Here is a 25865-nt window from a genome sequence, read left to right as displayed (position 1 = left end):
CTTTTTATATAATTAAGAGTTAATGTATCTTATTTGATTTTTTAAAAAAGGAGAAAATTTATAATGAAAAGTTTAAAATTTAAACTTTCACTTGTAACAAATGTCATAGCAATTATTGCTTTAGTTATCTTAGGAGTTGTGGGTTTTTTATTTACAAAAAACGCATTATTTAAAACCATAGAAAAGACCGAAATCAATGCCTTAAAAGTTTCAAAAACTGAAATGGAAAATTTTAGAGCTAAAAATCTTTCATCTTTACAAAAACTTAGTGAAGATATTTTAGCACTTCCTTATGAAAAGTTAAATTCTCAAGAGGCTTTATTGGCGAATATAGGAGATATGTTTAGATCTTACAAACACTCTGCAAATCTTGTAGCTGTTTATAGGTTTGCCAAATGGTAATAATGTTGTAAGTGATATTGAGAGTGAAAAACATGGAAAAAGTTTAAGGATAAATGGCAAAGATAATGGATATGATGCAACCACAAGAGAATGGTATCAAGGAGCCAAAAGAATAAATTCAATTTATGTGCAACCTTATTATATTGATCCTGTGAGCAATGAAACTATATTTACTTATTCTAAAGCTCTTTACAAGGATGGTAAATTTATCGGTATTTTAGCAATTGATGCGAGTTTAACAATGCTTCAAAAAACTTTTGAAATTCAACCAGGCAATACTTTTTTAATTGATAAAAATAAAAATATATTTGTCTCTTCAAATCCTTCTGAAATGAAAAATGGTTTTCAAAACCCCTCTTTATTACTAGAAAACTTAAAACAATACGGAGAATTTCAACCCTTTTTAATTAAAGCAGGTGGAGTTGAAAATTTAGGTATGTGTTCTCCAGTATTAAACTATACAGCCTGTATAACAGAACCTACAGATAAAATTTATCAATCCATTAATAAAATTGCACTAATTCAAATCATTTTAGTATTAGTTATTGTGGTATTAAGTACAATTTTAATGTATTTTATTGTATCACGATATCTCTCCCCACTCACCATCATCCAAAACGGTCTTAATGCTTTCTTTGATTTTATCAATCATAAAACAAAGAATGTTTCTACTATTAATATAAAAACTAATGATGAGTTTGGTCAAATCTCAAAAGCCATTAATGAAAACATCCTTATTACTAAACAAGGTTTAGAACAAGATAATCAAGCTGTAAAAGAATCAGTCTCTACAGTTCAAGTTGTAGAAAAAGGAGATTTAACAGCAAGAATTACTGCAAATCCAAGAAATCCTCAACTTGTAGAACTTAAAAATGTTTTAAATAAACTCTTAGATGTCTTACAAGAAAAAGTAGGTTCTGATATGAATGCTATTCATAAAATCTTTGAAGAATATAAGAGCTTAGATTTTAGAAATAAATTAGAAAATGCTAGAGGTAGTGTTGAAGTTACTACTAATGCTTTAGGTGAAGAAATCATTAAAATGTTAAAACAAAGTTCTGATTTTGCTAATCACTTAGCAAGTGAAAGTTCTAAATTACAAAATGCTGTTCAAAACCTAACTAGCTCTTCTAATTCTCAAGCAGCTTCTTTAGAAGAAACTGCTGCTGCTTTAGAAGAAATTACTTCTTCTATGCAAAATGTTTCTGTTAAAACCTCTGATGTAATCACTCAATCAGAAGAGATTAAAAATGTTACAAGTATTATTGGAGATATTGCAGATCAAATCAATCTTTTAGCATTAAATGCTGCTATAGAAGCAGCACGTGCAGGAGAACATGGACGAGGCTTTGCTGTTGTGGCTGATGAAGTTAGAAAACTAGCAGAAAGAACTCAAAAATCATTGAGTGAAATAGAAGCTAATACTAACTTACTTGTTCAATCTATTAATGATATGGCAGAATCTATTAAAGAACAAACTGCAGGTATTACTCAAATCAATGAAAGTGTAGCTGCTATTGATCAAACCACTAAAGATAATGTTGAAATTGCTAATGAGAGTGCAATCATTTCTAATACTGTTAGTGATATAGCTAATAATATATTAGAAGATGTTAAGAAGAAAAGATTTTAAGAATCTTTTCTTTAAATTATAATCAAATGATTATTCTTTAAATCATAATCTTTAAACTATTATCTTAAATCATTATTTTTAAATAGTTATTTTTAAATAACTATTTTTTATGATAATTGAAGATTCATTATTAAATTAAGCAATTTAATCTTTTAATGGATTTTTTATTAAAAGATTAAAAGCTTTATTTTTGATTTAATAATTTCTTTAATTTTATCTTTTGTAACTAAATTTTTAAGTTCATTACTTTCTGCTTTAATTCCATTCATATTTAAATGCCATAAAGCATTTTCTATAGCTTCATCTTTTTTTCTTTCTACTATGCGTGTTTCATCAAAAATAAATTTATAAAAAGTTATATTTTTTTCTAGTAAAAAACTTTCTAAATCTTGTTTATTAAATCCTTTAAATTCAGTATTAAAATGTTTAAATATTGGGTCTAAAAAATCACTTTTTCTATAATCAGCCCAGCCAAGATATATTCTTTGAGAAGCTAAATTTAAAAAAGCTTTGAAATCATTTTCATTTTGCAAAGCTAAAGACATACTTAAAAACGCTATATCAAAGTTTTCTTGATTTTCTTTATAAAAATTTTCAAAATCTAAATGAAGTATTTTAATATTATTAATATTATTTTTTATAGCATCTTCTTTTAAAATTTCAAGCATAGCTTTAGAATTATCTATACCTAAAACACTTTTTGCTTTTTGCGCTAAATGTAAAGTCCAAACACCTGTGCCACAACCTATATCTACAATATTTTTATTTGTAAAATCAATATTTAATTCATTTAACTTCTTAAAAGTTTGCTTTTGGATATCGTTTAATTTTGCATATCTTGCATAGCTTTTAGCCTTTTTATCCCACAAATTCATATTCATTCCCAAAAAAATAATTAAAATATAATTGTAAAATGTTTCTTTTAACTATACAAATAAATAAAACTAATATCAATAAATCTTTAATTTAAAGTAGCATTAATAAAATAAATAAAAATCTTTAATATTTAGAAAAATATAACTTTTTATAAATTTATTTTTGATGAAACACGCATAGTAGAAAGAAAAAAAAGATGAAGCTATAGAAAATGCTTTATGGCATTTAAATATGAATGGAATTAAAGCAGAAAGTAATGAACTTAAAAATTTAGTTACAAAAGATAAAATTAAAGAAATTATTAAATCAAAAATAAAGCTTTTAATCTTTTAATAAAAAATCCATTAAAAGATTAAATTGCTTAATTTAATAATGAATCTTCAATTATCATAAAAAATAGTTATTTAAAAATAACTATTTAAAAATAATGATTTAAGATAATAGTTTAAAGATTATGATTTAAAGAATAATCATTTGATTATAATTTAAAGAAAAGATTCTTAAAATCTTTTCTTCTTAACATCTTCTAATATATTATTAGCTATATCACTAACAGTATTAGAAATGATTGCACTCTCATTAGCAATTTCAACATTATCTTTAGTGGTTTGATCAATAGCAGCTACACTTTCATTGATTTGAGTAATACCTGCAGTTTGTTCTTTAATAGATTCTGCCATATCATTAATAGATTGAACAAGTAAGTTAGTATTAGCTTCTATTTCACTCAATGATTTTTGAGTTCTTTCTGCTAGTTTTCTAACTTCATCAGCCACAACAGCAAAGCCTCGTCCATGTTCTCCTGCACGTGCTGCTTCTATAGCAGCATTTAATGCTAAAAGATTGATTTGATCTGCAATATCTCCAATAATACTTGTAACATTTTTAATCTCTTCTGATTGAGTGATTACATCAGAGGTTTTAACAGAAACATTTTGCATAGAAGAAGTAATTTCTTCTAAAGCAGCAGCAGTTTCTTCTAAAGAAGCTGCTTGAGAATTAGAAGAGCTAGTTAGGTTTTGAACAGCATTTTGTAATTTAGAACTTTCACTTGCTAAGTGATTAGCAAAATCAGAACTTTGTTTTAACATTTTAATGATTTCTTCACCTAAAGCATTAGTAGTAACTTCAACACTACCTCTAGCATTTTCTAATTTATTTCTAAAATCTAAGCTCTTATATTCTTCAAAGATTTTATGAATAGCATTCATATCAGAACCTACTTTTTCTTGTAAGACATCTAAGAGTTTATTTAAAACATTTTTAAGTTCTACAAGTTGAGGATTTCTTGGATTTGCAGTAATTCTTGCTGTTAAATCTCCTTTTTCTACAACTTGAACTGTAGAGACTGATTCTTTTACAGCTTGATTATCTTGTTCTAAACCTTGTTTAGTAATAAGGATGTTTTCATTAATGGCTTTTGAGATTTGACCAAACTCATCATTAGTTTTTATATTAATAGTAGAAACATTCTTTGTTTTATGATTGATAAAATCAAAGAAAGCATTAAGACCGTTTTGGATGATGGTGAGTGGGGAGAGAAGTTTGGCAGTAAGTGTGTAGATTAATATCACACTAATAATAATTACTACAATTACTATAATAATTTGCATATAAGCTATTTTGGAAACATATTTTTGAACTTCTTCTTCTGATTCGGATGAGCAGATTGTATAATTATTAAATTTAGAACACATCGCTAGTCGATCACCCCCTTGAACTCTTGTATAGGAAAAAGATTTGTATTCACCCATGTTTTCAAATTTCTTTTCAATATTTAAAATATTGGAATTTTGTCCTAAAAATGCTTTATTTGAAGAAGCGAAAACATAATTTCCTTTATCATATACAAATACATCTCCTGATAATTTATCAAATTGTTTTTGTAAATTAGCATTTGAAACATCAATTGCTAATACGCCTATAAATTTACCATCTTTATAAAAAGGCATAGAATAAGTAAAACATGGAAGATTAGATGCTGCATCTATATAAGCAGGGGATTCATATAAATCATTTTTATCTTTTGCATTCTTAAACCAATCCCTAGTTCTTGCATCATATCCATTATCTTTACCATAAATTATAGCATTGACATTTTTTTTATCGCTTCTTAGATCACTTCCAATATATTCACCATTTGCTAATCCAATATAAGCCGCTAATAAATCACCTCCTTTTCTATAATTTTGAAAAATTATACCAGTACTCTCTAAGATTGATTTTTCGTCAGCAAAACTACTAGAAGGTAATTTATTTAAACTTTTAGAAAGTTCTTTAAGAACAGATAATTTAGTTTCATTATAATTTGCCATAGAACTTTTTGCAGTTTTAACATAATTAGTTTGTATTGAAACAATTTGTGCCAACAAAGCTTCTCTAACAAAGATAAAAGTAACTATACCTAAGGCAACTAAACAAAAAATAGTTATAAGGTTAGCTATTAAAGACATTTTAATTTTTATACTCATTTTAATACTCCTTTATTAATTAATTTATAAATATAAAATTACCCAATTTTATTATATAGAAATATTTTATTTATTGATAAAAATTTTTATATAATAAATATTAATATTAAACTATAATGATAATTTGGGTTAAAAAGTAACAAAAATTAAAGAAATTCTTATTAAATTTATTGAATTAAATCATAAAAATATTTTTAATTTAAGGTTACTCTGTATTTTTATTTAAACAGTGTTCGAAGATAAATTTATGTTCTTCTGGCAAAGCCTCAAATAAGGCATTAGCTAAATTTCTAATCTCCCAAAGAGCGGATTTTGAGCTGCGAAGTGAAATGAAATTTTGCAAACTCCTAGCGTTTATAGTTAAAGTTAGCTCGGTTTTATAGCTTTCTGGTAAGCAGTATTTAGCTATATCTAGACTAATACTTTTTTGTAAAATTAGTCTTAAATTTTCCAAAGCTTTAATGCTAGCGTTATCTACTTCTTCATTTCCACAAAGTACCAAATATCGACTAGCATTTTCAAAATCTCCAACTTTAAATTCATTTTCATCGCGAAGCTCTTTTAAAGTATATCTTGTGCTTTTTACACTAGGGCTAGTATGACGATGACGTGTAACTTCTTGTAAGCAAGCTCTTGAAATTCCTTGGATATAAAAAGTATAATTTAAATGTTCTAAAGTTGAAGCATGCTTAAATTTATTGCCAACTCGATCAATAAGTTCTTTATCTTTTTCGCCACCACAATCACCTTTTTCAAAACTTTGCCAACAAGTTCTTGTCGCGTGAGAGCATACAGAAAGCGGAGTATGGAAAAGCAAGGTAATTTTCATAATTTTTCCTTGAAAAGTGAAATTTTATTTTTTATAATTCTTACATTTTTTACTTAAAATTCTAATGAAATAAAAAGTTTTATCAAGTTATAATTAAATTAAAAAATAAGGTTGATACAAGCAATGAAAAAACAAACAAAATATATTTTTGTAACCGGTGGCGTTTTAAGTTCTTTAGGAAAAGGAATTGCTGCAGCTTCCATCGCAACGCTTTTAAAAAATTCGGGTTTGAAAGTAAGCATACTTAAAGCAGATCCTTATATTAATGTTGATCCTGGAACTATGAGTCCTTTTGAGCATGGAGAAGTTTTTGTAACTGATGATGGAGCCGAAACGGATTTAGATTTGGGTCATTATGAGCGTTTTTTGGATGAAAGTTTATCTCAAGATAATAATTTTACAACAGGACGCGTTTATCAAAGCGTTATTGAAAAAGAAAGGCGTGGAGAATATCTTGGAAAAACAATTCAAGTTATCCCTCATATTGTAGGTGAGATTAAAGATCGCATTCAAAAAGCCGGCGAAGGAAAAGATATTTTAATTGTAGAAATTGGAGGAACGGTTGGTGATATAGAAGGACTTCCCTTTTTAGAGGCTATTCGTGCTTTGCGTTTAGAGGTGGGTAAAAATAATGCCATGAATATTCATCTTACTCTAGTACCTTTTATAAAAGCAGCAGGGGAATTAAAAACTAAGCCTACTCAACATAGCGTAGGGGAATTAAGACGCATAGGGATTAGTCCTGATATGATTATTTGTCGTAGTGAAAAATCTTTAGATAGAGATTTAAAAGATAAAATTGCTATTTCTTGCGGAGTGGAAAAAAATTGCGTTATAGAAAGTATAGATGCGGCAAGTATTTATCAAATTCCGCTTAATTTTTTAAAACAAGATATATTAAATCCAATTGCAAATATATTAAATCTTAAAATTTTAAAACCTGATATGCAAAATTGGAATAGTTTAGTAAAAAGAGTGATTGCACCAAGCAATGAAGTTAAAATTGCATTTGTAGGAAAATACGTTGATTTAAAAGAAAGTTATAAAAGTCTTACTGAAGCAATTATACATGCGGGTGCAGCACTTGATACTAGAGTAGATCTTAAATGGATTGATAGCGAAAAGCTTGAAAATTTAGAATCATCTGAGGTGTTTAAAGATGTGAGTGGAATTTTAGTTGCAGGTGGTTTTGGATGCCGTGGTGTAGAGGGAAAAATAAAAGCAATTAGTTATGCAAGAGAAAATAAAATTCCTTTTTTAGGAATTTGTTTAGGTATGCAACTAGCTTTAGTGGAATTTGCTAGAAATGTTTTAAAATTAAAAGATGCCAATTCAAATGAATTTGATGAAAAATGTGAAAATCCTATCATTTATTTAATAGATGAATTTATTGATTTTAGTGGAAAAAAACAAATTAGAACAGCCAAAACACCTTTGGGTGGAACGATGCGTTTGGGCGCTTATGAATGTGAAATTAAGCCTAAAACGATTTTAGCAAGAGTTTATAATAATGCAAAAAGTATAAAAGAGCGTCATCGTCATCGTTATGAAGCTAATCCAAAATACCGTAAAGAATTTGAAAATAATGGCCTTATTGTAAGTGGGGAAAGTCAAGGACTTATTGAAGCTATAGAATTAAATTCTCATCCATTTTTTCTAGCTGTGCAGTTTCATCCTGAATTTACTTCAAGATTAGAGCATGCAAATCCAGTAATTTTTGGATTTATTGAGGCAGCAATTAATTATGAAAAAGATTGATAAAAGTGAAGTTAAAAAAATTTTAGCTTCACGTTTTGAAAAAGACCTTCATACTAAACTTTGTGATTTGCCCTTGCCGTGTTGTTTAAAAGATATCTATAAAGCAGCAGAGCGTATAAAAGTTGCGATAGAAAAAAATGAAAAAATTGCTATTGTGGGCGATTATGATGTCGATGGTATAGTATCATGTGTGATAATGGCAGAATTTTTTGATGATATAGGTTTTGATTATATAGTTAGAATTCCAAATCGCTTTAAAGATGGTTATGGATTAAATTCTGAAATTATTAATGAATTAAATGTGAATTTAATCATTACTGTAGATAATGGTATAGCAGCACTTGAGGCTGCTAAACTTTGCAAAGAAAGAAAAATTGATTTAATCATTACTGATCATCATATGCCTCAAGATATTTTGCCTGATGCTTTTGCAATAATTAATCCTAAGCAAAAAGATTGCGAATTTCCAGATATTGAAATTTGTGGAGCACAAGTGGCATGGTATTTAATTGCTGCTTTAAAAGAGGTTTGTAAATTAAAATACGATATGAGTCGATTTTTAGAATTATTAGCTATTGCTATTATTGCTGATATGATGGAACTTAGAGATTTAAATCGTGCTCTAGTAAGAAGAGGAATTGATTATATTAACAAATCAAAAAGAGCAGCTTTTAAGGCTATTAAAAATTATTATCAAAAGGATAAATTTTCTTTAGATAGTATAGGTTTTTTGATCGCTCCACTTATTAATAGTGCTGGAAGAATGGACGATGCTAGCATTTCTTATGAATTTTTACATACAAAAGATTTAGATAAAGCTTTAGAGTATTTAGAGCAAATTGTTAATTTTAATGAAAATAGAAAAGATGAAGAAAAACAACTTTTTGAAGAAAGTTTAAGTCAAATTAATGACCAAGATTCCTGTATTGTGGTTTCTGGGATAAACTGGCATGAAGGGGTTTTAGGTATAGTAGCTAGTCGTTTATCTAAGCATTTTAATAAACCAGCTTTTGTATTTTCTCAAAATGATGATTATTTAAAAGGAAGTGCTAGGAGTGTTGGGAAGATTGATATTTTATCTTTAATTTCTAAGGCTAATTCTCTATTAAGTAATTATGGGGGGCATAAAGGTGCTGCAGGTATGAGTTTAAGTGCTGAAAATTTTGAAAAATTTAAAATTCTTATTCAAGAAGAATGTGCAAAAATTCCTGATAATGAATTTTTAGATACTGATGAAATTTTAGGGATTTTAGATCCAAATGAAATTGATTTTGAAATGTTGGAAATTTTAGAAGCTTTTGAACCTTTTGGACATAAAAATCCTCGCCCCTTTTTTATTTTAGAAAATGTGAAAGTAAAAAATAAAAAAATTCTAGGAAAAAATGAAAAACATTTGAAATTAGTTTTATCTAAAAAAAATAAAATTGTTGAAGCTTTGTTTTTTAATTTCGATAAAGAGCCAAATATTAATGAAAATATTAACATATTAGGAAGTATTTCAAAAAATGAATTTAGAGGGCTTTTAACTCCTCAATTTATCATTAAAGAAATTTTGACTGAAGAAAAAATACGTAGGATTGATCAATGAAACCAAGAATCGCGATTTTAGCAACAGGTGGAACCATAGCAGGAGTTATAAATGATGCTATTAGTACAACAGGATATAAAGCAGGAGCTCTAGATATAGAAGTTTTACTTAATGCTGTGCCTCAAATTAAAGAAATTGCATCAATTGTAGGTTATCAAGTATCTAATATAGATAGCTCTGATATGTCTAATGAAATTCAGTTAAAACTTGCTAAAAAAATAAACAAGCTTTTAGCTAAAGATGAAATAGATGCTGTTGTTATAACTCATGGAACGGATACCATGGAAGAGAGTGCATATTTTTTACATTTGACAATTAAAAGCGATAAACCAGTAATCTTAACTGGTGCTATGCGTCCTTCTACGGCCATGAGTGCAGATGGATCGAAGAATCTTTATAATGCTGTAGCTTTAGCTATTAATGTAAAATCTAAAAGCAAAGGTGTTATGATTGTTATGAATGATCGAATTCTAAGCGCTAGAGCAGCAGTGAAGACTCACACTTTAAATTTGGATGCTTTTTCTTCTCCAGATTTTGGAGATTTAGGATATATTTTAGATGGAAAGGTATATTTTTACAATACAATTGAAAAATTGCATACTAAAAATACACCATTTGATATTGATTATCTTGAAGATTTACCTAAGGTAGATATACTTTACACTTATTCTAATGATGGAAATGGTATTGCAGCAAAAGCTTTGTTCGAAAATGGAAGTCAAGCTTTAGTAATTGCAGGAAGTGGATCAGGGAATATACATAAAAACCAAAAAAATATCTTAAAAGAACTTATGAAAAAAAATCTTATTGTTGTAATCAGTTCACGCATACAAACAGGAGAAGTTATTTTAAGCAAGGAAGATGAAAATTTGGGTTTTATTTGTGCTCAAGATTTAAATCCTCAAAAAGCTAGAATTTTGCTTATGTTGGCATTAACTAAAACTAAAGATCTTAAAACAATTCAAAATTTCTTCCAAACTTATTAACACTTTAAACCCCCTTTAAGCTTAATTAGTTATACTTTCATTTCCTTTTTTAGAAGGGCTTAAAATCTTAAAAGAAGTTTCACAAATATTATTAGAATAAATTATAGTTTTAATTTTTAATTAAAGCTTTGCTTTAATTTATAATTATTAAAATATTTTTTATTTTAAAGTTATTATTAAAAATAAAACTTCTAATATAATCATTATAAATGTTTTAATTTAAAAGATTAAAAAGTATTTTATTTTTTAATGATTTAAAAAGATTTTTTGTTTTTGTTCTTTTAATTTAATATTGTTATTCAAATCTTATAGTCAATCTTTGAAATCTAAATAAGTGATCGATTGAGCCAGATTAATAGATTTATTATTTTATAATCAATAATAAATCAAAATTTATATTAATTATTAGGGTTAATAAAGTTTTCTTTATTAATCTAAAATATATTAAATACTTTTTCTTTGAAGAAAAAGATTAAACTTTTCTATAATTTTTATGGAGAGTTTGATCCTGGCTCAGAGTGAACGCTGGCGGCGTGCCTAATACATGCAAGTCGAACGATGAAGCTTTTAGCTTGCTAGAAGTGGATTAGTGGCGCACGGGTGAGTAAGGTATAGTTAATCTGCCCTACACTGGGGGACAACAGTTGGAAACGACTGCTAATACCCCATACTCCTACTTAACATAAGTTGAATAGGGAAAGTTTTTCGGTGTAGGATGAGACTATATAGTATCAGCTAGTTGGTAAGGTAATGGCTTACCAAGGCTATGACGCTTAACTGGTCTGAGAGGATGATCAGTCACACTGGAACTGAGACACGGTCCAGACTCCTACGGGAGGCAGCAGTAGGGAATATTGCGCAATGGGGGAAACCCTGACGCAGCAACGCCGCGTGGAGGATGACACTTTTCGGAGCGTAAACTCCTTTTCTTAGGGAAGAATTCTGACGGTACCTAAGGAATAAGCACCGGCTAACTCCGTGCCAGCAGCCGCGGTAATACGGAGGGTGCAAGCGTTACTCGGAATCACTGGGCGTAAAGGGCGCGTAGGCGGATTATCAAGTCTCTTGTGAAATCTAATGGCTTAACCATTAAACTGCTTGGGAAACTGGTAATCTAGAGTGAGGGAGAGGCAGATGGAATTGGTGGTGTAGGGGTAAAATCCGTAGATATCACCAAGAATACCCATTGCGAAGGCGATCTGCTGGAACTTAACTGACGCTAAGGCGCGAAAGCGTGGGGAGCAAACAGGATTAGATACCCTGGTAGTCCACGCCCTAAACGATGTACACTAGTTGTTGGGGTGCTAGTCATCTCAGTAATGCAGCTAACGCATTAAGTGTACCGCCTGGGGAGTACGGTCGCAAGATTAAAACTCAAAGGAATAGACGGGGACCCGCACAAGCGGTGGAGCATGTGGTTTAATTCGAAGATACGCGAAGAACCTTACCTGGGCTTGATATCCTAAGAACCTTATAGAGATATGAGGGTGCTAGCTTGCTAGAACTTAGAGACAGGTGCTGCACGGCTGTCGTCAGCTCGTGTCGTGAGATGTTGGGTTAAGTCCCGCAACGAGCGCAACCCACGTATTTAGTTGCTAACACTTCGGGTGAGCACTCTAAATAGACTGCCTTCGTAAGGAGGAGGAAGGTGTGGACGACGTCAAGTCATCATGGCCCTTATGCCCAGGGCGACACACGTGCTACAATGGCATATACAATGAGACGCAATACCGCGAGGTGGAGCAAATCTATAAAATATGTCCCAGTTCGGATTGTTCTCTGCAACTCGAGAGCATGAAGCCGGAATCGCTAGTAATCGTAGATCAGCCATGCTACGGTGAATACGTTCCCGGGTCTTGTACTCACCGCCCGTCACACCATGGGAGTTGATTTCACTCGAAGCCGGAATACTAAACTAGTTACCGTCCACAGTGGAATCAGCGACTGGGGTGAAGTCGTAACAAGGTAACCGTAGGAGAACCTGCGGTTGGATCACCTCCTTTCTAGAGTACAAAGTAATAAGTCTCACAACTATTACTTCATATAAACTCAATCGTCCTTGTTTAGATTTCAAAGATTGATGAAAAGCTAATTTATGGGGAATTAGCTCAGCTGGGAGAGCGCCTGCTTTGCACGCAGGAGGTCAGCGGTTCGATCCCGCTATTCTCCACCATGATAAGGGCCTATAGCTCAGCTGGTTAGAGTGCACCCCTGATAAGGGTGAGGTCACAAGTTCAAGTCTTGTTAGGCCCACCATTAAATTAAGATTTGAAATTAAAACCTAAAATAAGTATATAAATTGATTTAAAAACTAAAATAATATTTTATATGTTTATTTTAGGTTTTAAACCTAAATGTTCTTTTACTTACCAATGTTAAAAGTCACAAGCAAGTTTTAAAAACAATTTTACTGAACTTGTTAAAGAATAAAACTTCACTGTCTTTTTCTTTAAAAAACTAAAAAGAATTTAAAATAATGTTTTTAGTGCTTTATTAATTATTTTTTATCATAAATAAATATTTAAATAAAAAATTAAAAAATATATTTAATTTTCTTTCTTTATTTCTTTTTTTAAAGAATAAGTTTTAAACTTCACAGCTTATATTGTTGCTTAATATAAGTGTTTAAATGCTTTCCGTCTTAAGACAGATATTAAAGAAGTCTTATTATAAAAACTTTAACAAGGAAGTGATGCGTTTTAGAATCAACTAAAAAAAGGTAAAAAGGTAAGCTACTAAGAGCGAATGGTGGATGCCTTGACTGGTAAAGGCGATGAAGGACGTACTAGACTGCGATAAGCTACGGGGAGCTGTCAAGAAGCTTTGATCCGTAGATTTCCGAATGGGGCAACCCAATGTATAGAGATATACATTACCTAATATAGGAGCGAACGAGGGGAATTGAAACATCTTAGTACCCTCAGGAAAAGAAATCAATAGAGATTACGTCAGTAGCGGCGAGCGAAAGCGTAAGAGGGCAAACCCAATGCCTTGCATTGGGGGTTGTAGGACTGCAATGTGCAATAAGTGAGGTTAGCAGAACATTCTGGAAAGTATAGCCATAGAGGGTGATAGTCCCGTATGCGAAAACCAAACTTTAGCTAGCAGTATCCTGAGTAGGGCGAAACACGTGGAATTTTGTCTGAAGCTGGGTCGACCACGATCCAACCCTAAATACTAATACCAGATCGATAGTGCACAAGTACCGTGAGGGAAAGGTGAAAAGAACTGAGGTGATCAGAGTGAAATAGAACCTGAAACCATTTGCTTACAATCATTCAGAGCCCTATGGTGCAAACCAGGGTGATGGACTGCCTTTTGCATAATGAGCCTGCGAGTTGTGGTGTCTGGCAAGGTTAAGCACACGCGAAGCCGTAGCGAAAGCGAGTCTGAATAGGGCGCTTAGTCAGATGCTGCAGACCCGAAACGAAGTGATCTATCCATGAGCAAGTTGAAGCTAGTGTAAGAACTAGTGGAGGACTGAACCCATAGGCGTTGAAAAGCCCCGGGATGACTTGTGGATAGGGGTGAAAGGCCAATCAAACTTCGTGATAGCTGGTTCTCTCCGAAATATATTTAGGTATAGCGTTGTGTCGTAGTATAAGGGGGTAGAGCACTGAATGGGCTAGGGCATACACCAATGTACCAAACCCTATCAAACTCCGAATACCTTATATGTAATCACAGCAGTCAGGCGGCGAGTGATAAAATCCGTCGTCAAGAGGGAAACAACCCAGACTACCAGCTAAGGTCCCTAAATCTTACTTAAGTGGAAAACGATGTGAAGTTACTTAAACAACCAGGAGGTTGGCTTAGAAGCAGCCATCCTTTAAAGAAAGCGTAATAGCTCACTGGTCTAGTGATTTTGCGCGGAAAATATAACGGGGCTAAAGTAAGTACCGAAGCTGTAGACTTGACTTTGTCAAGTGGTAGGAGAGCGTTCTATTTGCGTCGAAGGTATACCGGTAAGGAGTGCTGGAGCGAATAGAAGTGAGCATGCAGGCATGAGTAGCGATAATTAATGTGAGAATCATTAACGCCGTAAACCCAAGGTTTCCTACGCGATGCTCGTCATCGTAGGGTTAGTCGGGTCCTAAGCCGAGTCCGAAAGGGGTAGGTGATGGCAAATTGGTTAATATTCCAATACCAACATTAGTGTGCGATGGAAGGACGCTTAGGGCTAAGCAAGCTAGCGGATGGAAGTGCTAGTCGAAGGTTGTAGGAGCTTATACAGGCAAATCCGTATAAGAATACTCCGAGAACTGACAGGCTTTTTGAAGTCTTCGGATGGATAGAAGAATTGCTGATGCCGTCGAGCCAAGAAAAGTTTCTAAGTTTAGCTAATGTTGCCCGTACCGTAAACCGACACAGGTGGGTGGGATGAGTATTCTAAGGCGCGTGGAAGAACTCTCTTTAAGGAACTCTGCAAAATAGCACCGTATCTTCGGTATAAGGTGTGGTTCGCTTCGTACTAGGATTTACTCCGAAAGCGAAGAAACTTACAACAAAGAGTCCCTCCCGACTGTTTACCAAAAACACAGCACTCTGCTAACTCGTAAGAGGATGTATAGGGTGTGACGCCTGCCCGGTGCTCGAAGGTTAATTGATAGGGTTAGCATTAGCGAAGCTCTTGATCGAAGCCCGAGTAAACGGCGGCCGTAACTATAACGGTCCTAAGGTAGCGAAATTCCTTGTCGGTTAAATACCGACCTGCATGAATGGCGTAACGAGATGGGAGCTGTCTCAAAGAGGGATCCAGTGAAATTGTAGTGGAGGTGAAAATTCCTCCTACCCGCGGCAAGACGGAAAGACCCCGTGGACCTTTACTACAGCTTGACACTGCTATTTGGATAAGAATGTGCAGGATAGGTGGGAGGCTTTGAGTATATGACGCCAGTTGTATATGAGCCATTGTTGAGATACCACTCTTTCTTATTTGGGTAGCTAACCAGCTTGAGTTATCCTCAAGTGGGACAATGTCTGGTGGGTAGTTTGACTGGGGCGGTCGCCTCCCAAATAATAACGGAGGCTTACAAAGGTTGGCTCAAAACGGTTGGAAATCGTTTGTAGAGTATAAAGGTATAAGCCAGCTTAACTGCAAGACATACAAGTCAAGCAGAGACGAAAGTCGGTCTTAGTGATCCGGTGGTTCTGTGTGGAAGGGCCATCGCTCAAAGGATAAAAGGTACCCCGGGGATAACAGGCTGATCTCCCCCAAGAGCTCACATCGACGGGGAGGTTTGGCACCTCGATGTCGGCTCATCGCATCCTGGGGCTGGAGCAGGTCCCAAGGGTATGGCTGTTCGCCATTTAAAGCGGTACGCGAGCTGGGTTCAGAACGTCGTGAGACAGTTCGGTCCCTATCTGCCGTGGGCGTAAGAAGATTGAAGAGATTTGACCCTAGTACGAGAGGACCGGGTTGAACAAACCACTGGTGTAGCTGTTGTTCTGCCAAGAGCATCGCAGCGTAGCTAAGTTTGGAAAGGATAAACGCTGAAAGCATCTAAGCGTGAAGCCAACTCTAAGATGAATCTTCTCTAAGCTCTCTAGAAGACTACTAGTTTGATAGGCTGGGTGTGTAATGGATGAAAGTCTTTTAGCTGACCAGTACTAATAGAGCGTTTGGCTTATCTTTTTAATAAGCATCACTTCCTTGTTAAGGTTTTTACCTTAAAAAGAAAGAGTAAAGTTTTTAACTTGCTTTTAACATTGTTTTTTAAGTATTTTTAATAAGAATATTTAAATAACAATGTCCGTGATTATACAGATGTGGAAACGCCTTGCTCCATCCCGAACCAAGAAGCTAAGCACATCGTGGGTGATGATACTACGCCTTACTGGCAGGGGGAAAGTAGCTCATTGCGGGCTTGTTAATTTATTCTACTTCTTAATTATAATCTTTATTTAATCTTTTATTCTTTTTAATATAATAAGTTTAGTTAATGTTAGTTTGCTTAGTTATTTATATAGATTTATTTTACTTTTTAAGTTATTAATTGGTTTAAGGTTTTATTTGTGTCTTAATTTAGATTATAGTTTTTAACTAATGTTTGATTGGTTTAGATTAATCTTTATTTTTCATATCTTTGATTTGGTTATTTAATAAAAGAATTTAGTTTAAGGTTTGTATTTGCTTGTCTTGTTTAGTTATATAGCTTTAGCTAATATTTGATTGGTTTTTGTTTTTCTTGGTTGTTATGGTTAAGTTAGTCTTGTATAGTTAAGCTTTTTAGGGTTAGTCTTATTAAAATGAGTTTTATGGATCTTGTTAAATTAGTCTTTTATTTTTTTATTTGAATGCTTTGTATGTTTTAGCTTTTGTTGTTTTAGTTTGTGAATTGATTGTATATAGGAGTTTTTAGTTTAGAGTTTGAGTTTATTCAATGATTTAATAAGATAGGTGTTTGTAAAAAATAGTTTTTAAAATTTAACCTAAACCCTAGTTTGTCCTATGAGATTATTAAGTCTATCCATTATATTATTTACAAAAGAATCTATACTTTATTTTTCATATCTTTTATTTAGGCTTTAATTTATTTAAAAGGATTTTAGTTTAGAGTTTGAGTTTATTCAATGATTTATGAGAAATGTTTTAGTGTTTTTTGGAATTTATTCTATAGTTTGTTTAAAAGTTAGTTGATTAATAGTAGTTGCTCTTAAGATTGATTGTCTAGTTAAGGTTATACTTTTTAAATAATAAAAGTTTTTGGTTTATAATATAGGTTTTTATTGTTATAGGTTAAAGTTGATTTTATGTTTTTAATTAATAGTTCTTTTTAAAGTTTTATTCTTAAAAATATTATTATATTGAGTTGTAACTATGGTTTTTAAAGTTTTATAATTAGAAAAATATTTATCTTTTTAGTTTTTATTCGTATGGGTTTTTGCTTTGATTTGGTTAGTTTTATTTCAAAGTTTTAAGCTTGTATTAAAAAATAAAAAAAGCATTTTATTTTTTAATAGAGATTAGGCTTTTAATTGTGCTCATTTTAACTAAAATTTTTAAAAAATTATTAAAAATTTTAGTTTGGGGTTTTAGTTAAATTTTAAAAAACATTTTGCTAAATTATTTAATTTCAAATTTAATCAAATAAATTTGGTGTGATTGTATTTATATTTTTTAAATGATTAAAATAATCAAGCTCGATGTAGTTTTCTTTGTTTCCTATTATAAAAATAATATTTTTTGCTCTAGTTAATGCGACATTAATTAAATTTGGCTTAGATGATACCCATTTTCTTGCATTTTCATTATTGCCACCCAAAATAAGTATGATTATATCTGCTTCTTTTCCTTGCATTGTATGAATAGTACCGATTTTATTATGTTTTAAATTTTTATATTTTTCAGTTATATCAGTTAAATTTTGTCTGATATCTACAAATGGAGTAATAATTCCAATGTCCATATTATGTTGATTTATTTCATCTAAAAGTGTATATAAGAATTCTATTTCTTTTTTGTTGCAATTACCTTCCCATTGTTCTTCTTTGATATCAAACCAAGTATTTTGTAATTCAAGATTTTTTTTGATTTTTTTTCCATATATCATCATATTATCATAAGCGATTTTATTAGATAATTCAAATATTTCTTTATCGCAGCGATTGTGAACACGCAATGGAGAGCCAAGCCATATTTTTTGATTATTTTGATAGATATATTTTCCATATGATTGTAAGAAATCGCATCTATTTTGTAAAGATGTATTTTTAATATTAAAATTTTCATCTATATTAAAATACTTGATAAAAAAATTATTAATGTTATTAGGAATATTCACTATTGGTTCAAGCTGAAGTGGATCTCCTATTACAATAGCTTTTTTTGTTCTATATATAGCACCAATTGCACTTGTTATAGTGCTTTGTCCAGATTCATCGCTAATTAAATATCCAAATTCATTATAGCCTATATCTTTAAAACAATAACCAAAAGAAGCATAAGTTGAGCTTATCGAGGGAATAACAAAAAACAAGCTTTTCCATATTTCTACAATATTATTTTTTGAAAGATTTCTATAATCAGTACCTCCTAATAAATCGCTCAGTATTTCTAAATTTTTAGCAAAATATGAATTATTGCTTAATATAGCTATCTTATGAAGATTTAATGCTTTTATAAATAAATCATTTCGCGCTTCAAAAAGTTCTGTTTTTTCATTGTTTTCTATCATAAAAAAAGAAGATTTTTCTTTATTTGTTTCATCATTTAAATAAAATTCTTTCTCAAGAGATAGAATATTTTTTTGCATATTTTTTTCATAATTTTTTCCTATGACTTTATACAAAAATATTTTAGATAAATAAATAATATTATTAAATAGATTTGTTTTATTTTTTAATTTATAGAAATTCTTTATTTTTTGAATTTTATGTTTATATTTTTTATTTTGATTTAACAAGAGATTAACTTTATGTAATGCTTGATTAAAATCATTTTTAGCTTGATTAAAATCTTTATCCGTAAGTTTATTTTTTTTAATATAATTTATAAGACCGATAAAATTACATTCTTTTGAGTTAAAATCTTTTAAAATATTATATATAAAAGAAGATTTGTTTGAACCATTTCCTAGTACTCCACAGATTAAGCCCCAAGCTTTAATTTCTGTTTCATTTTTTTTGTTTAAAAATCTTGTAGCTATTGTGCCAAAATAATCAAAATCTTCGATATATTTGCAATTTATAGCGTCATTTTTTGGAAGTTCTTTGCTTATATTTTCTATAGCTTTATTATTGCTAGAGCATAATAGAATTTCATAGCCTTTTAATTTTTCATTTAGTTTATAAATACCATCCTCATTTTTGATAATTTCATCATAGTTTAGTTTAGAAATTTCTATAGCTCTTTGAGTGATAATACCAGCTATGACATCTTTTATAAGAGTTGTTTTTCCAGTTCCTGGAGGCCCATTAATAGAATAAATATCATTATGATCTTTATGGATTTTAAGTATTTTATTGACTGCAAATTGTTGAGAATACATCAATGCAAATTTGCTTGCAAAAGAACTAAGAGATAATTCATCAATATAATTTTCTAGAATTTCTAATTGATTTTTATCCATATCTATACGTTGTTTAGGTTGGTTGCTTAGATATTTGTCTATCGTATGAAATTTATTTTCTTTGTAATTTTCTAAAATATTTACCAAATCTTGTATATAAAAACTATTTAAAAATACATTTTCATTTAAAGTTTTAGTAAGATTCATTGATATTCTAAATTTATTTCCAAGTAATGGAAAATTATCATTTATGATTTTTATAGCTTTACTATAAAAATAGCTAATAGATATATCCTTTAAGCTAGATAATTCATTGGCAATGCTTTGACTTAAATCGATAAAAATATGATGGGGTAAATTTATATTTTCAATATCATTTGCAATCCAAGGAGCAGTAGATAAATAAAAATTTCTTTTATCAAAAGTAAAGTTATTATCGATTATAGGGATAAAATTTTTATGATCATTGAGATTAAATTCATTAAATTTGATAATTTCATTTTTATATTTAAAATTTAATTTTCCATTAAATTTAAGCACAAAAGATGCATATTCTGCATTTAAAATATTATAAAAATCCTCTAATTTTTCAGTAATATTAAATTTATCTATAATTTTTTCAAATAAAATTTTATTAGTGTATATTCCGCCTTGTATGATGATTTCTATATAATAATTATTTAAAGGATCATCTAAAATTTTTTTATTTTTGTCGCAAATTTGTTCAATATTATTTTTAATATAATCATCAATGCATGAAATTTCAAATGCATCATGACAAAATTTTATATCTTTGAGGCTTTGGGGAGTGAGGTATTCTATAAAAAGTAAATATTTTAAAATATTAATATTATTGCTCATTTAATTCCTTGAAAATAAAATCATATCTTAGCATGTTTTTATGTTTTTTTAATTCTTAAATTGGATTTTTAACAAATATTAAAGGTAAAGCATAAAATCAAATCAATAAAAAAAGATTTTTTGCTAAAATTATACAAAAATAAAAAAGGAAAATAATGCGTTTTAAGCTAGAGAGTTTAGAGGATTTTGCTAAAAAATATCATATTAAAATTCCTACTAAAGATATCATAGAGGATTTTAAAAATCAAATCAAAGATTTTTTAAAACAAGCGTTAAAACAAAATTTAGAAGAATTTCAAAAAAACGAGATTTCTCATTTTTTAAAAAAGATATATGGATATGAAATAAATATAAAAGATAGAATAGATTTAGCTATTTATCAAGAAGATATCGCTAATGTTATTTTTGAGGTAAAATCCACTACTAACAAAAAAGAATTTCCACAATCAAGCAAAAATTTACTCTCTAAAGCCTTTTATGAAAGCATACTTTATTTTTTAAGAGAAAGAAAAAATAAGAAAAATAATTTTATCAAACATATTATTCTTTGCAATGCTAAGGAATTTTTTATTATTGATGCGAGGGAATATGAAAGATTATTTTACAATGACAAAGAAATTAACAAACATTTTAAAAATTGCGATAAACAAGAAGGCACAAGCGTAAAAACTGAAGTATTTTTTGAAAAAGTTGCAAATTATTTATTGGATTTTGATCAAGAAATTTGTTATACGTATTTTGCATTAGATGAAAATTTGCATGATAAAGATTTATCCTATATTTATCAGATTTTATCCCCGCAAGTTTTATTGCGTCAAAAGCAAAATTATGATGCTAATGCTTTAAATTCAAATTTTTATAAAGAATTGCTTTACATCTTAGGTTTGCACGAAAATGATAAGAAAAATATCATTTTATCCGATATCCCAAATACATTAAGCGATGCTATAAGGCAAGCTTATAAAGATATAAGTTTTGATGATATTTTTGCACTTTTGATTACATGGAATAATAGAATTTTATTTTTGAGATTATTTGAATCCATGCTTTTATCATTTGAGCATATAAAAATACCATTTTTAACCGCGAGTAAAATTCCAAATTTTATTAGATTATCAGAGCTTTTCTTTGAGGTTTTGGCTAAAAAAGAAGACCAAAGAAAATCCCAAGAATTTGACTTTATACCTTATATGAATTCATCCTTGTTTGATAAAAATACACAGGAAATGCAAGGTAAGGATATAAGATTTTTAGATTCTAAACCACTTGAAATTTATGCAAATTCTATACTTAAAAAAGATAAAGACTATGTAAATTTAAAACATTTGCCGCTTTTAGAATATCTTTTTGCATTTTTAAGGGCTTATGATTTTACCACTACAAACAAAGATATACAAAACAATCAAAAAATAAATCATGACAAGCTTATAAATTCAAGCGTTTTAGGAAATGTTTTTGAAAAACTCAATGGCTATAAAGAAGGAAGTTTTTACACGCCAAGTTTTATAACTTCTTATATGTGCGAAGAGAGCATTACAAAAGTAGTTCTTGATAAATTCAATGCTAAATTTGATCTTGAGGCTAAAGACATAAGCGAGTTAAGAAAAGCTTTGAGAAAAGAAGATAAAAAGGCACAAAAAGAGCTTTTAAATTCCATCAAAATTTGCGATCCAGCCGTAGGAAGCGGACATTTTCTAGTTTCTGCTTTAAATGTTATGATTAAAATTTATGATCAATTGAATTTATTTGAGCATGAATTTTATTTAAAATTGGAAAATGATGAGATTTTGATACAAAATAATTTTAATGATTATATATCTTATAAATGTCCAATGAGAGAAGATGACAAAGCGCATTTGATCCAACAAGAACTTTTTCATATAAAAAAAGACATTATAGAAAATTGTCTTTTTGGTGTGGATATCAACCCAAATTCTTGCGAGATCACTAAACTAAGACTTTGGATAGAGCTTTTAAAATTTAGCTATTATATCTTTGAAAATGGCAAAAATACCCACACTCTTCAAACCCTACCCAACATCGACATAAATATAAAATGCGGAAATTCTTTGATCGCGTATTTTGATACTCAAAAATCTTTATCGCATTACCCTAACATCAAAGAGCGTATGAAAAAGTATCAACATATAGTTAAAGACTATAAGGAAGGATTTTACACCGATAAAAATCTCATCGCTAAAGAAATCAAAAACCTCAAAGAATCTTTTAAAAATTTTTGTCTTAAAGACAAATTTGCTAAAGAAATCAAACAACTAACCAACAATGCAAACGAGTATTCTAAAAAATACGGCGATTTTTTAGCCGATGAACATCACGATGAAAAATTTAAAAGCTTTTTTTCTAAAAATATGTTTGAATTCAGTTTTGATGAAAAAGCTGCAAGAAAAGAATTTAAAAAACTTTTAGATCTTTATGAGCGTATTTTTGAGCTAGAAAAATCACATCCTTTTGAATGGCGTTTTGAATTCCCTGAAGTGCTTGATAATAACGGAAATTTTCAAGGCTTTGATCTCATCATCGGCAATCCGCCTTATATCAGACAAGAAGAGATAAAAGAGCTTAAGCCAAATTTAGCAAAAAATTATAAGGTTTATAAAGGCACGAGCGATATTTATACGTATTTTTACGAGCTAGGTTTTAACGTGCTTAAAGAAAACGGCGTCCTATCTTTCATCACATCTAACAAATACACTCGTGCAGGATACGGCGAGGCTTTGCGTGAATTTTTACTCAAAAATACTCAAATTTTAGAATACATCGATCTAAACGGCGTCAAAGTTTTTGATAGTGCCACAGTGGATACAAGCATACTGAGTTTTAAAAAACTAAAGCCTAAAGATTCTTATTTCAAATACCTTGCCTTAGATAATGAAAATTTAAAAGTTTGTCAATTTAATATCGCTTTAAATACAAATTTCAAAGAACTTCCGCAAAAATCCTTAAGTAAAGAAAGCTTTACTTTTAGCGATGAAAACATCAGTGCTCTAAAGGCTAAGATAGAGCGTATAGGCACTCCGCTTAAGGATTGGTATGGACTTAATATAAATTATGGTATCAAAACCGGCTACAATGAAGCTTTTATCATCACCACTGAAAAAAGAAATGAGATTTTAGCAAATTGTAAAGATGAAGAAGAAAAAGAACGCACCGCCAAACTCATACGCAAAATGCTACGCGGACGCGATATAAAAAGGTATGCTTATGAATGGGCGGGACTTTGGATAATATTTATACCTTGGCATTTTCCAAATACCGAAAATCCAAAAACTATGTTAGAAAATGAGCAGGATTTAAAAAAACAATATCCAAGTTTATATAATCACTTATTTTCACACAAAGCAAGATTATCTAAAAGAAATAAAGATGAAACAGGAATTCGTTACGAGTGGTATTGTTTGCAAAGATGGGGAGCAAATTATTATCAAGAATTTGAAAAAGAAAAGATTGTTTATCCAAATATGAATAAGGAATTTATAGCATTTTATGATAATAAACTCTTTTTAGTAAATCAAAAATGTTTTATTTTGTCACACGAAGAAAATAATAAAAAAGAGCTATTATATTTAACAGCATTGCTAAATTCTAATGTAAATTTTTATTATTTTAAACAGATTGGAGCGAAGTTAGGTGCTAGTGGTTATGAAATGAGTAAAATATTTGTAGAAAAACTTCCTATACCAAAGATAAATTCTAAAAATCAAAAAACAGCTGACGAGTTAGTAACCTTAGTCGATGAGATTTTAAAAGCCAAAGAACAAGACAAAAACGCAGATACCAAAATTCAAGAAGACAAAATAAACACTTTAGTTTATAAGTTGTATAATCTCACCGAAGACGAGATAAAAATAATCGAAGGCAAGTAATGGAAGAACTAACAAAAGAACAAGCAATAATAGATATAGCTGAAAATTTAGGAATATCTAAAGAGTATGTAAATTTTGATGAAAATAAGGAAATTTATACCATTAAAGATAATAATAATTTAAAAAAAATACACATAAAAAAATTTAATTGTAAATTATATGAACAATATAATTTATCTTTTAAAAAATGTGTATTTGAATGTGAAATTAAAGATACCAGAGGCTTAAGTTTAAATATAGGAAATAAAATATTTTTTTTGAAATGTGATTTTGAAAATAAAATTATTTTTTTTAATCTTTATTTTAAAAATATATCTTTCATCTTGTGCAATTTTAAAAATGAAACAACCTTTCAAGCTTGCACATTTAAAACTTTTTGCAATTTTGAAAGCAGTGTTTTTGAACATTTTATAAGTTTTGATCAAAGCACATTTTTAGATAAAGTCAGTTTTTATAATACATATTTTTATAAGTTGCCAAATTTTTCTCGAGTGACTTTTAAAGGAGATTTGATTGCTACAAATATAAATTTAAATTTTGATTTTGATGAATTGGAAAGTAAAATAAGAAAAGGGGATATAAATTTTATAGAATATAGAATAAAACAAGATGAAAAACCTTTAGATAAATTTGCTAATGATTTTAGAGATTCTTTTAGGGTTTTTAAAAATGCCTTGATAAAAGATAACAATCTCCTAGACGCATCAAATTTTCACAAATACGAGCTTTATTGTAAAGAGATAGAGCTAAAACAAAGTTGGAATAAGCTTAAAAATGTCACGACTGACGAAGATATAAAGCAAAACAATAGAAATTATTCTCAATTGGTAGATTTTTTACTTTTGGGATTTTATCGCAAACTTTGCGATCATCATACGGATTTATTACGAGTTTTTAACAATCTTATATTGTTAATATCTTTATATGTTTTATACAATTTTTTTATTTTGTATATTAGTGGTAAAGAAATCATAAATGATACTAAAATCTATTTAAGTGATATTTTTCATAATAATATTTTTTGGTATATACCGGGTATTTTACTATTTATATGTGTTTGCTCCATATATTTTTGTAAAAATAAAGAAAAAACGCATGTAATAAATCGAGAAATCAAAATAAAAAAATTTCAATGGTGTAAGATTATAATAAAAGAAATACTTAATTTTTTATTTGTTTGTATGATTTGTTATATGGGTATTTCTATCTTTGGTATAGTTGGAGATTTTTTAGCAAAATTTTTTGGTTTAAAAATATTTAAAGATGTTGTGTATATATCTTTTGCGTGTTTAAGCTTTTTTGGATTGTTTTTGTTTTTTATAAATTCTCTTGTTTTGAGATATATTTTTATATCTTTTTCGTATTTTGTTGTAGCTTTTGTTTTATTTTTAAAGCCGAAAGAATTTTATTTCATATACAATATTTTTAAGGATGATGATAAAAATTTAGCCATAATGAGTAGTTTGAACGTGGTATATTTTACTTTGATTATTTTAGTCCTTTTTTCACTCCAAAAAACTGCACGTAAAAATTCCATAGTGCCGAGCTAAAAACAAATGAAAGTCA

At 29.7% G+C, this 25865-nt stretch carries 11 protein-coding genes, 2 tRNA genes, 3 rRNA genes and 1 pseudogene; 13 read left to right on the top strand and 4 right to left on the bottom strand.

Translation table 11 applies throughout. From position 1 onward, the window contains the following. The first annotated feature begins 63 nt into the window (after window positions 1-63). Both CMOL_RS07910 and CMOL_RS06750 read left to right on the top strand, forming a co-directional pair. Window positions 64-402 carry a hypothetical protein gene (locus CMOL_RS07910; RefSeq protein ID WP_337214324.1) on the top strand — a complete coding sequence of 113 codons (339 nt, stop codon included), beginning with the start codon at window positions 64-66 and terminating at the stop codon, window positions 400-402. Then, a complete protein-coding gene (locus CMOL_RS06750) occupies window positions 389-2035 on the top strand; it encodes a methyl-accepting chemotaxis protein (RefSeq protein ID WP_425599694.1) in 1647 nt (548 codons plus the stop codon). The genes CMOL_RS07910 and CMOL_RS06750 overlap by 14 nt, the downstream gene beginning before the upstream one ends. Before the next feature lie 167 nt (window positions 2036-2202). Here the strand turns inward: CMOL_RS06750 and CMOL_RS06745 are convergent, their stop codons facing one another. Then, entirely contained in the window at window positions 2203-2910 is a 708-nt protein-coding gene (locus CMOL_RS06745; RefSeq protein WP_239820195.1) for a class I SAM-dependent methyltransferase, read from the bottom strand. A gap of 138 nt (window positions 2911-3048) precedes the next feature. On the opposite strand from CMOL_RS06745, the pseudogene CMOL_RS07905 reads away from it, so the two are divergent. Continuing rightward, window positions 3049-3244 (top strand): annotated as a pseudogene (locus CMOL_RS07905) (class I SAM-dependent methyltransferase); the annotation flags it as partial. Window positions 3245-3411: 167 nt separating this feature from the next. On the opposite strand, the gene CMOL_RS06740 reads toward CMOL_RS07905, so the two are convergent. Next, window positions 3412-5382 (bottom strand): methyl-accepting chemotaxis protein, encoded by a 1971-nt coding sequence (locus tag CMOL_RS06740; protein ID WP_239820194.1) that lies wholly within the window; start codon window positions 5380-5382, stop codon window positions 3412-3414. A 205-nt stretch (window positions 5383-5587) separates the two neighbouring features. Next, window positions 5588-6211, bottom strand: coding sequence for an FAD-dependent thymidylate synthase (gene thyX / locus CMOL_RS06735; protein ID WP_239820193.1), 624 nt, complete (start codon window positions 6209-6211; stop codon window positions 5588-5590). Window positions 6212-6334: 123 nt separating this feature from the next. Between thyX and pyrG the strand changes: the two genes are divergently transcribed. The 8 genes from pyrG to rrf all read left to right on the top strand — a co-directional run bounded on the left by pyrG (window position 6335) and on the right by rrf (window position 16411). Further along, window positions 6335-7969: a CTP synthase gene (pyrG, locus tag CMOL_RS06730; protein ID WP_200283628.1), complete on the top strand. Its 1635-nt coding sequence runs from the start codon at window positions 6335-6337 to the stop codon at window positions 7967-7969. Next, window positions 7956-9557, top strand: a complete 1602-nt coding sequence (gene recJ, locus CMOL_RS06725; RefSeq protein ID WP_200283631.1) for a single-stranded-DNA-specific exonuclease RecJ — start codon at window positions 7956-7958, stop codon at window positions 9555-9557. Before pyrG ends, recJ begins: the two co-directional genes overlap by 14 nt. Further along, window positions 9554-10543 carry a type II asparaginase gene (locus CMOL_RS06720; protein ID WP_239820192.1) on the top strand — a complete coding sequence of 330 codons (990 nt, stop codon included), beginning with the start codon at window positions 9554-9556 and terminating at the stop codon, window positions 10541-10543. The genes recJ and CMOL_RS06720 overlap by 4 nt, the downstream gene beginning before the upstream one ends. A 490-nt stretch (window positions 10544-11033) precedes the next feature. Then, a 16S ribosomal RNA gene (locus CMOL_RS06715) occupies window positions 11034-12546 on the top strand. 94 nt (window positions 12547-12640) lie between these two features. Beyond that, window positions 12641-12716 (top strand) — tRNA-Ala (locus CMOL_RS06710). 6 nt (window positions 12717-12722) lie between these two features. Then, window positions 12723-12799: transfer RNA gene (locus tag CMOL_RS06705), tRNA-Ile, on the top strand. 469 nt (window positions 12800-13268) lie between these two features. Further along, window positions 13269-16178: ribosomal RNA gene (locus CMOL_RS06700) — 23S ribosomal RNA — on the top strand. Window positions 16179-16294: 116 nt separating this feature from the next. After that, a 5S ribosomal RNA gene (rrf, locus tag CMOL_RS06695) occupies window positions 16295-16411 on the top strand. Together the 16S, 23S and 5S rRNA genes with 2 tRNA genes alongside form the textbook arrangement of a ribosomal RNA operon. 1214 nt (window positions 16412-17625) lie before the next feature. Here the strand turns inward: rrf and CMOL_RS06690 are convergent. After that, complete coding sequence (locus CMOL_RS06690) at window positions 17626-20415, bottom strand: DEAD/DEAH box helicase (protein WP_239820191.1); 2790 nt, start codon at window positions 20413-20415, stop codon at window positions 17626-17628. A 155-nt stretch (window positions 20416-20570) separates the two neighbouring features. On the opposite strand from CMOL_RS06690, the gene CMOL_RS06685 reads away from it, so the two are divergent. Together CMOL_RS06685 and CMOL_RS06680 are read left to right on the top strand one after the other, a co-directional pair. Then, window positions 20571-24299, top strand: coding sequence for a DUF7149 domain-containing protein (locus CMOL_RS06685; RefSeq protein WP_239820190.1), 3729 nt, complete (start codon window positions 20571-20573; stop codon window positions 24297-24299). After that, window positions 24299-25849, top strand: a complete 1551-nt coding sequence (locus tag CMOL_RS06680) for a pentapeptide repeat-containing protein (protein WP_239820189.1) — start codon at window positions 24299-24301, stop codon at window positions 25847-25849. The genes CMOL_RS06685 and CMOL_RS06680 overlap by 1 nt, the downstream gene beginning before the upstream one ends. The last annotated feature ends 16 nt before the right edge of the window (window positions 25850-25865 follow it).

This window comes from Campylobacter sp. RM10537 (assembly GCF_022369435.1).
Classification (GTDB): domain Bacteria; phylum Campylobacterota; class Campylobacteria; order Campylobacterales; family Campylobacteraceae; genus Campylobacter_D; species Campylobacter_D molothri.
The sequence above is the reverse complement of the archived record's forward strand: the minus strand, read 5'-3'. Positions and strand labels throughout refer to the sequence as shown.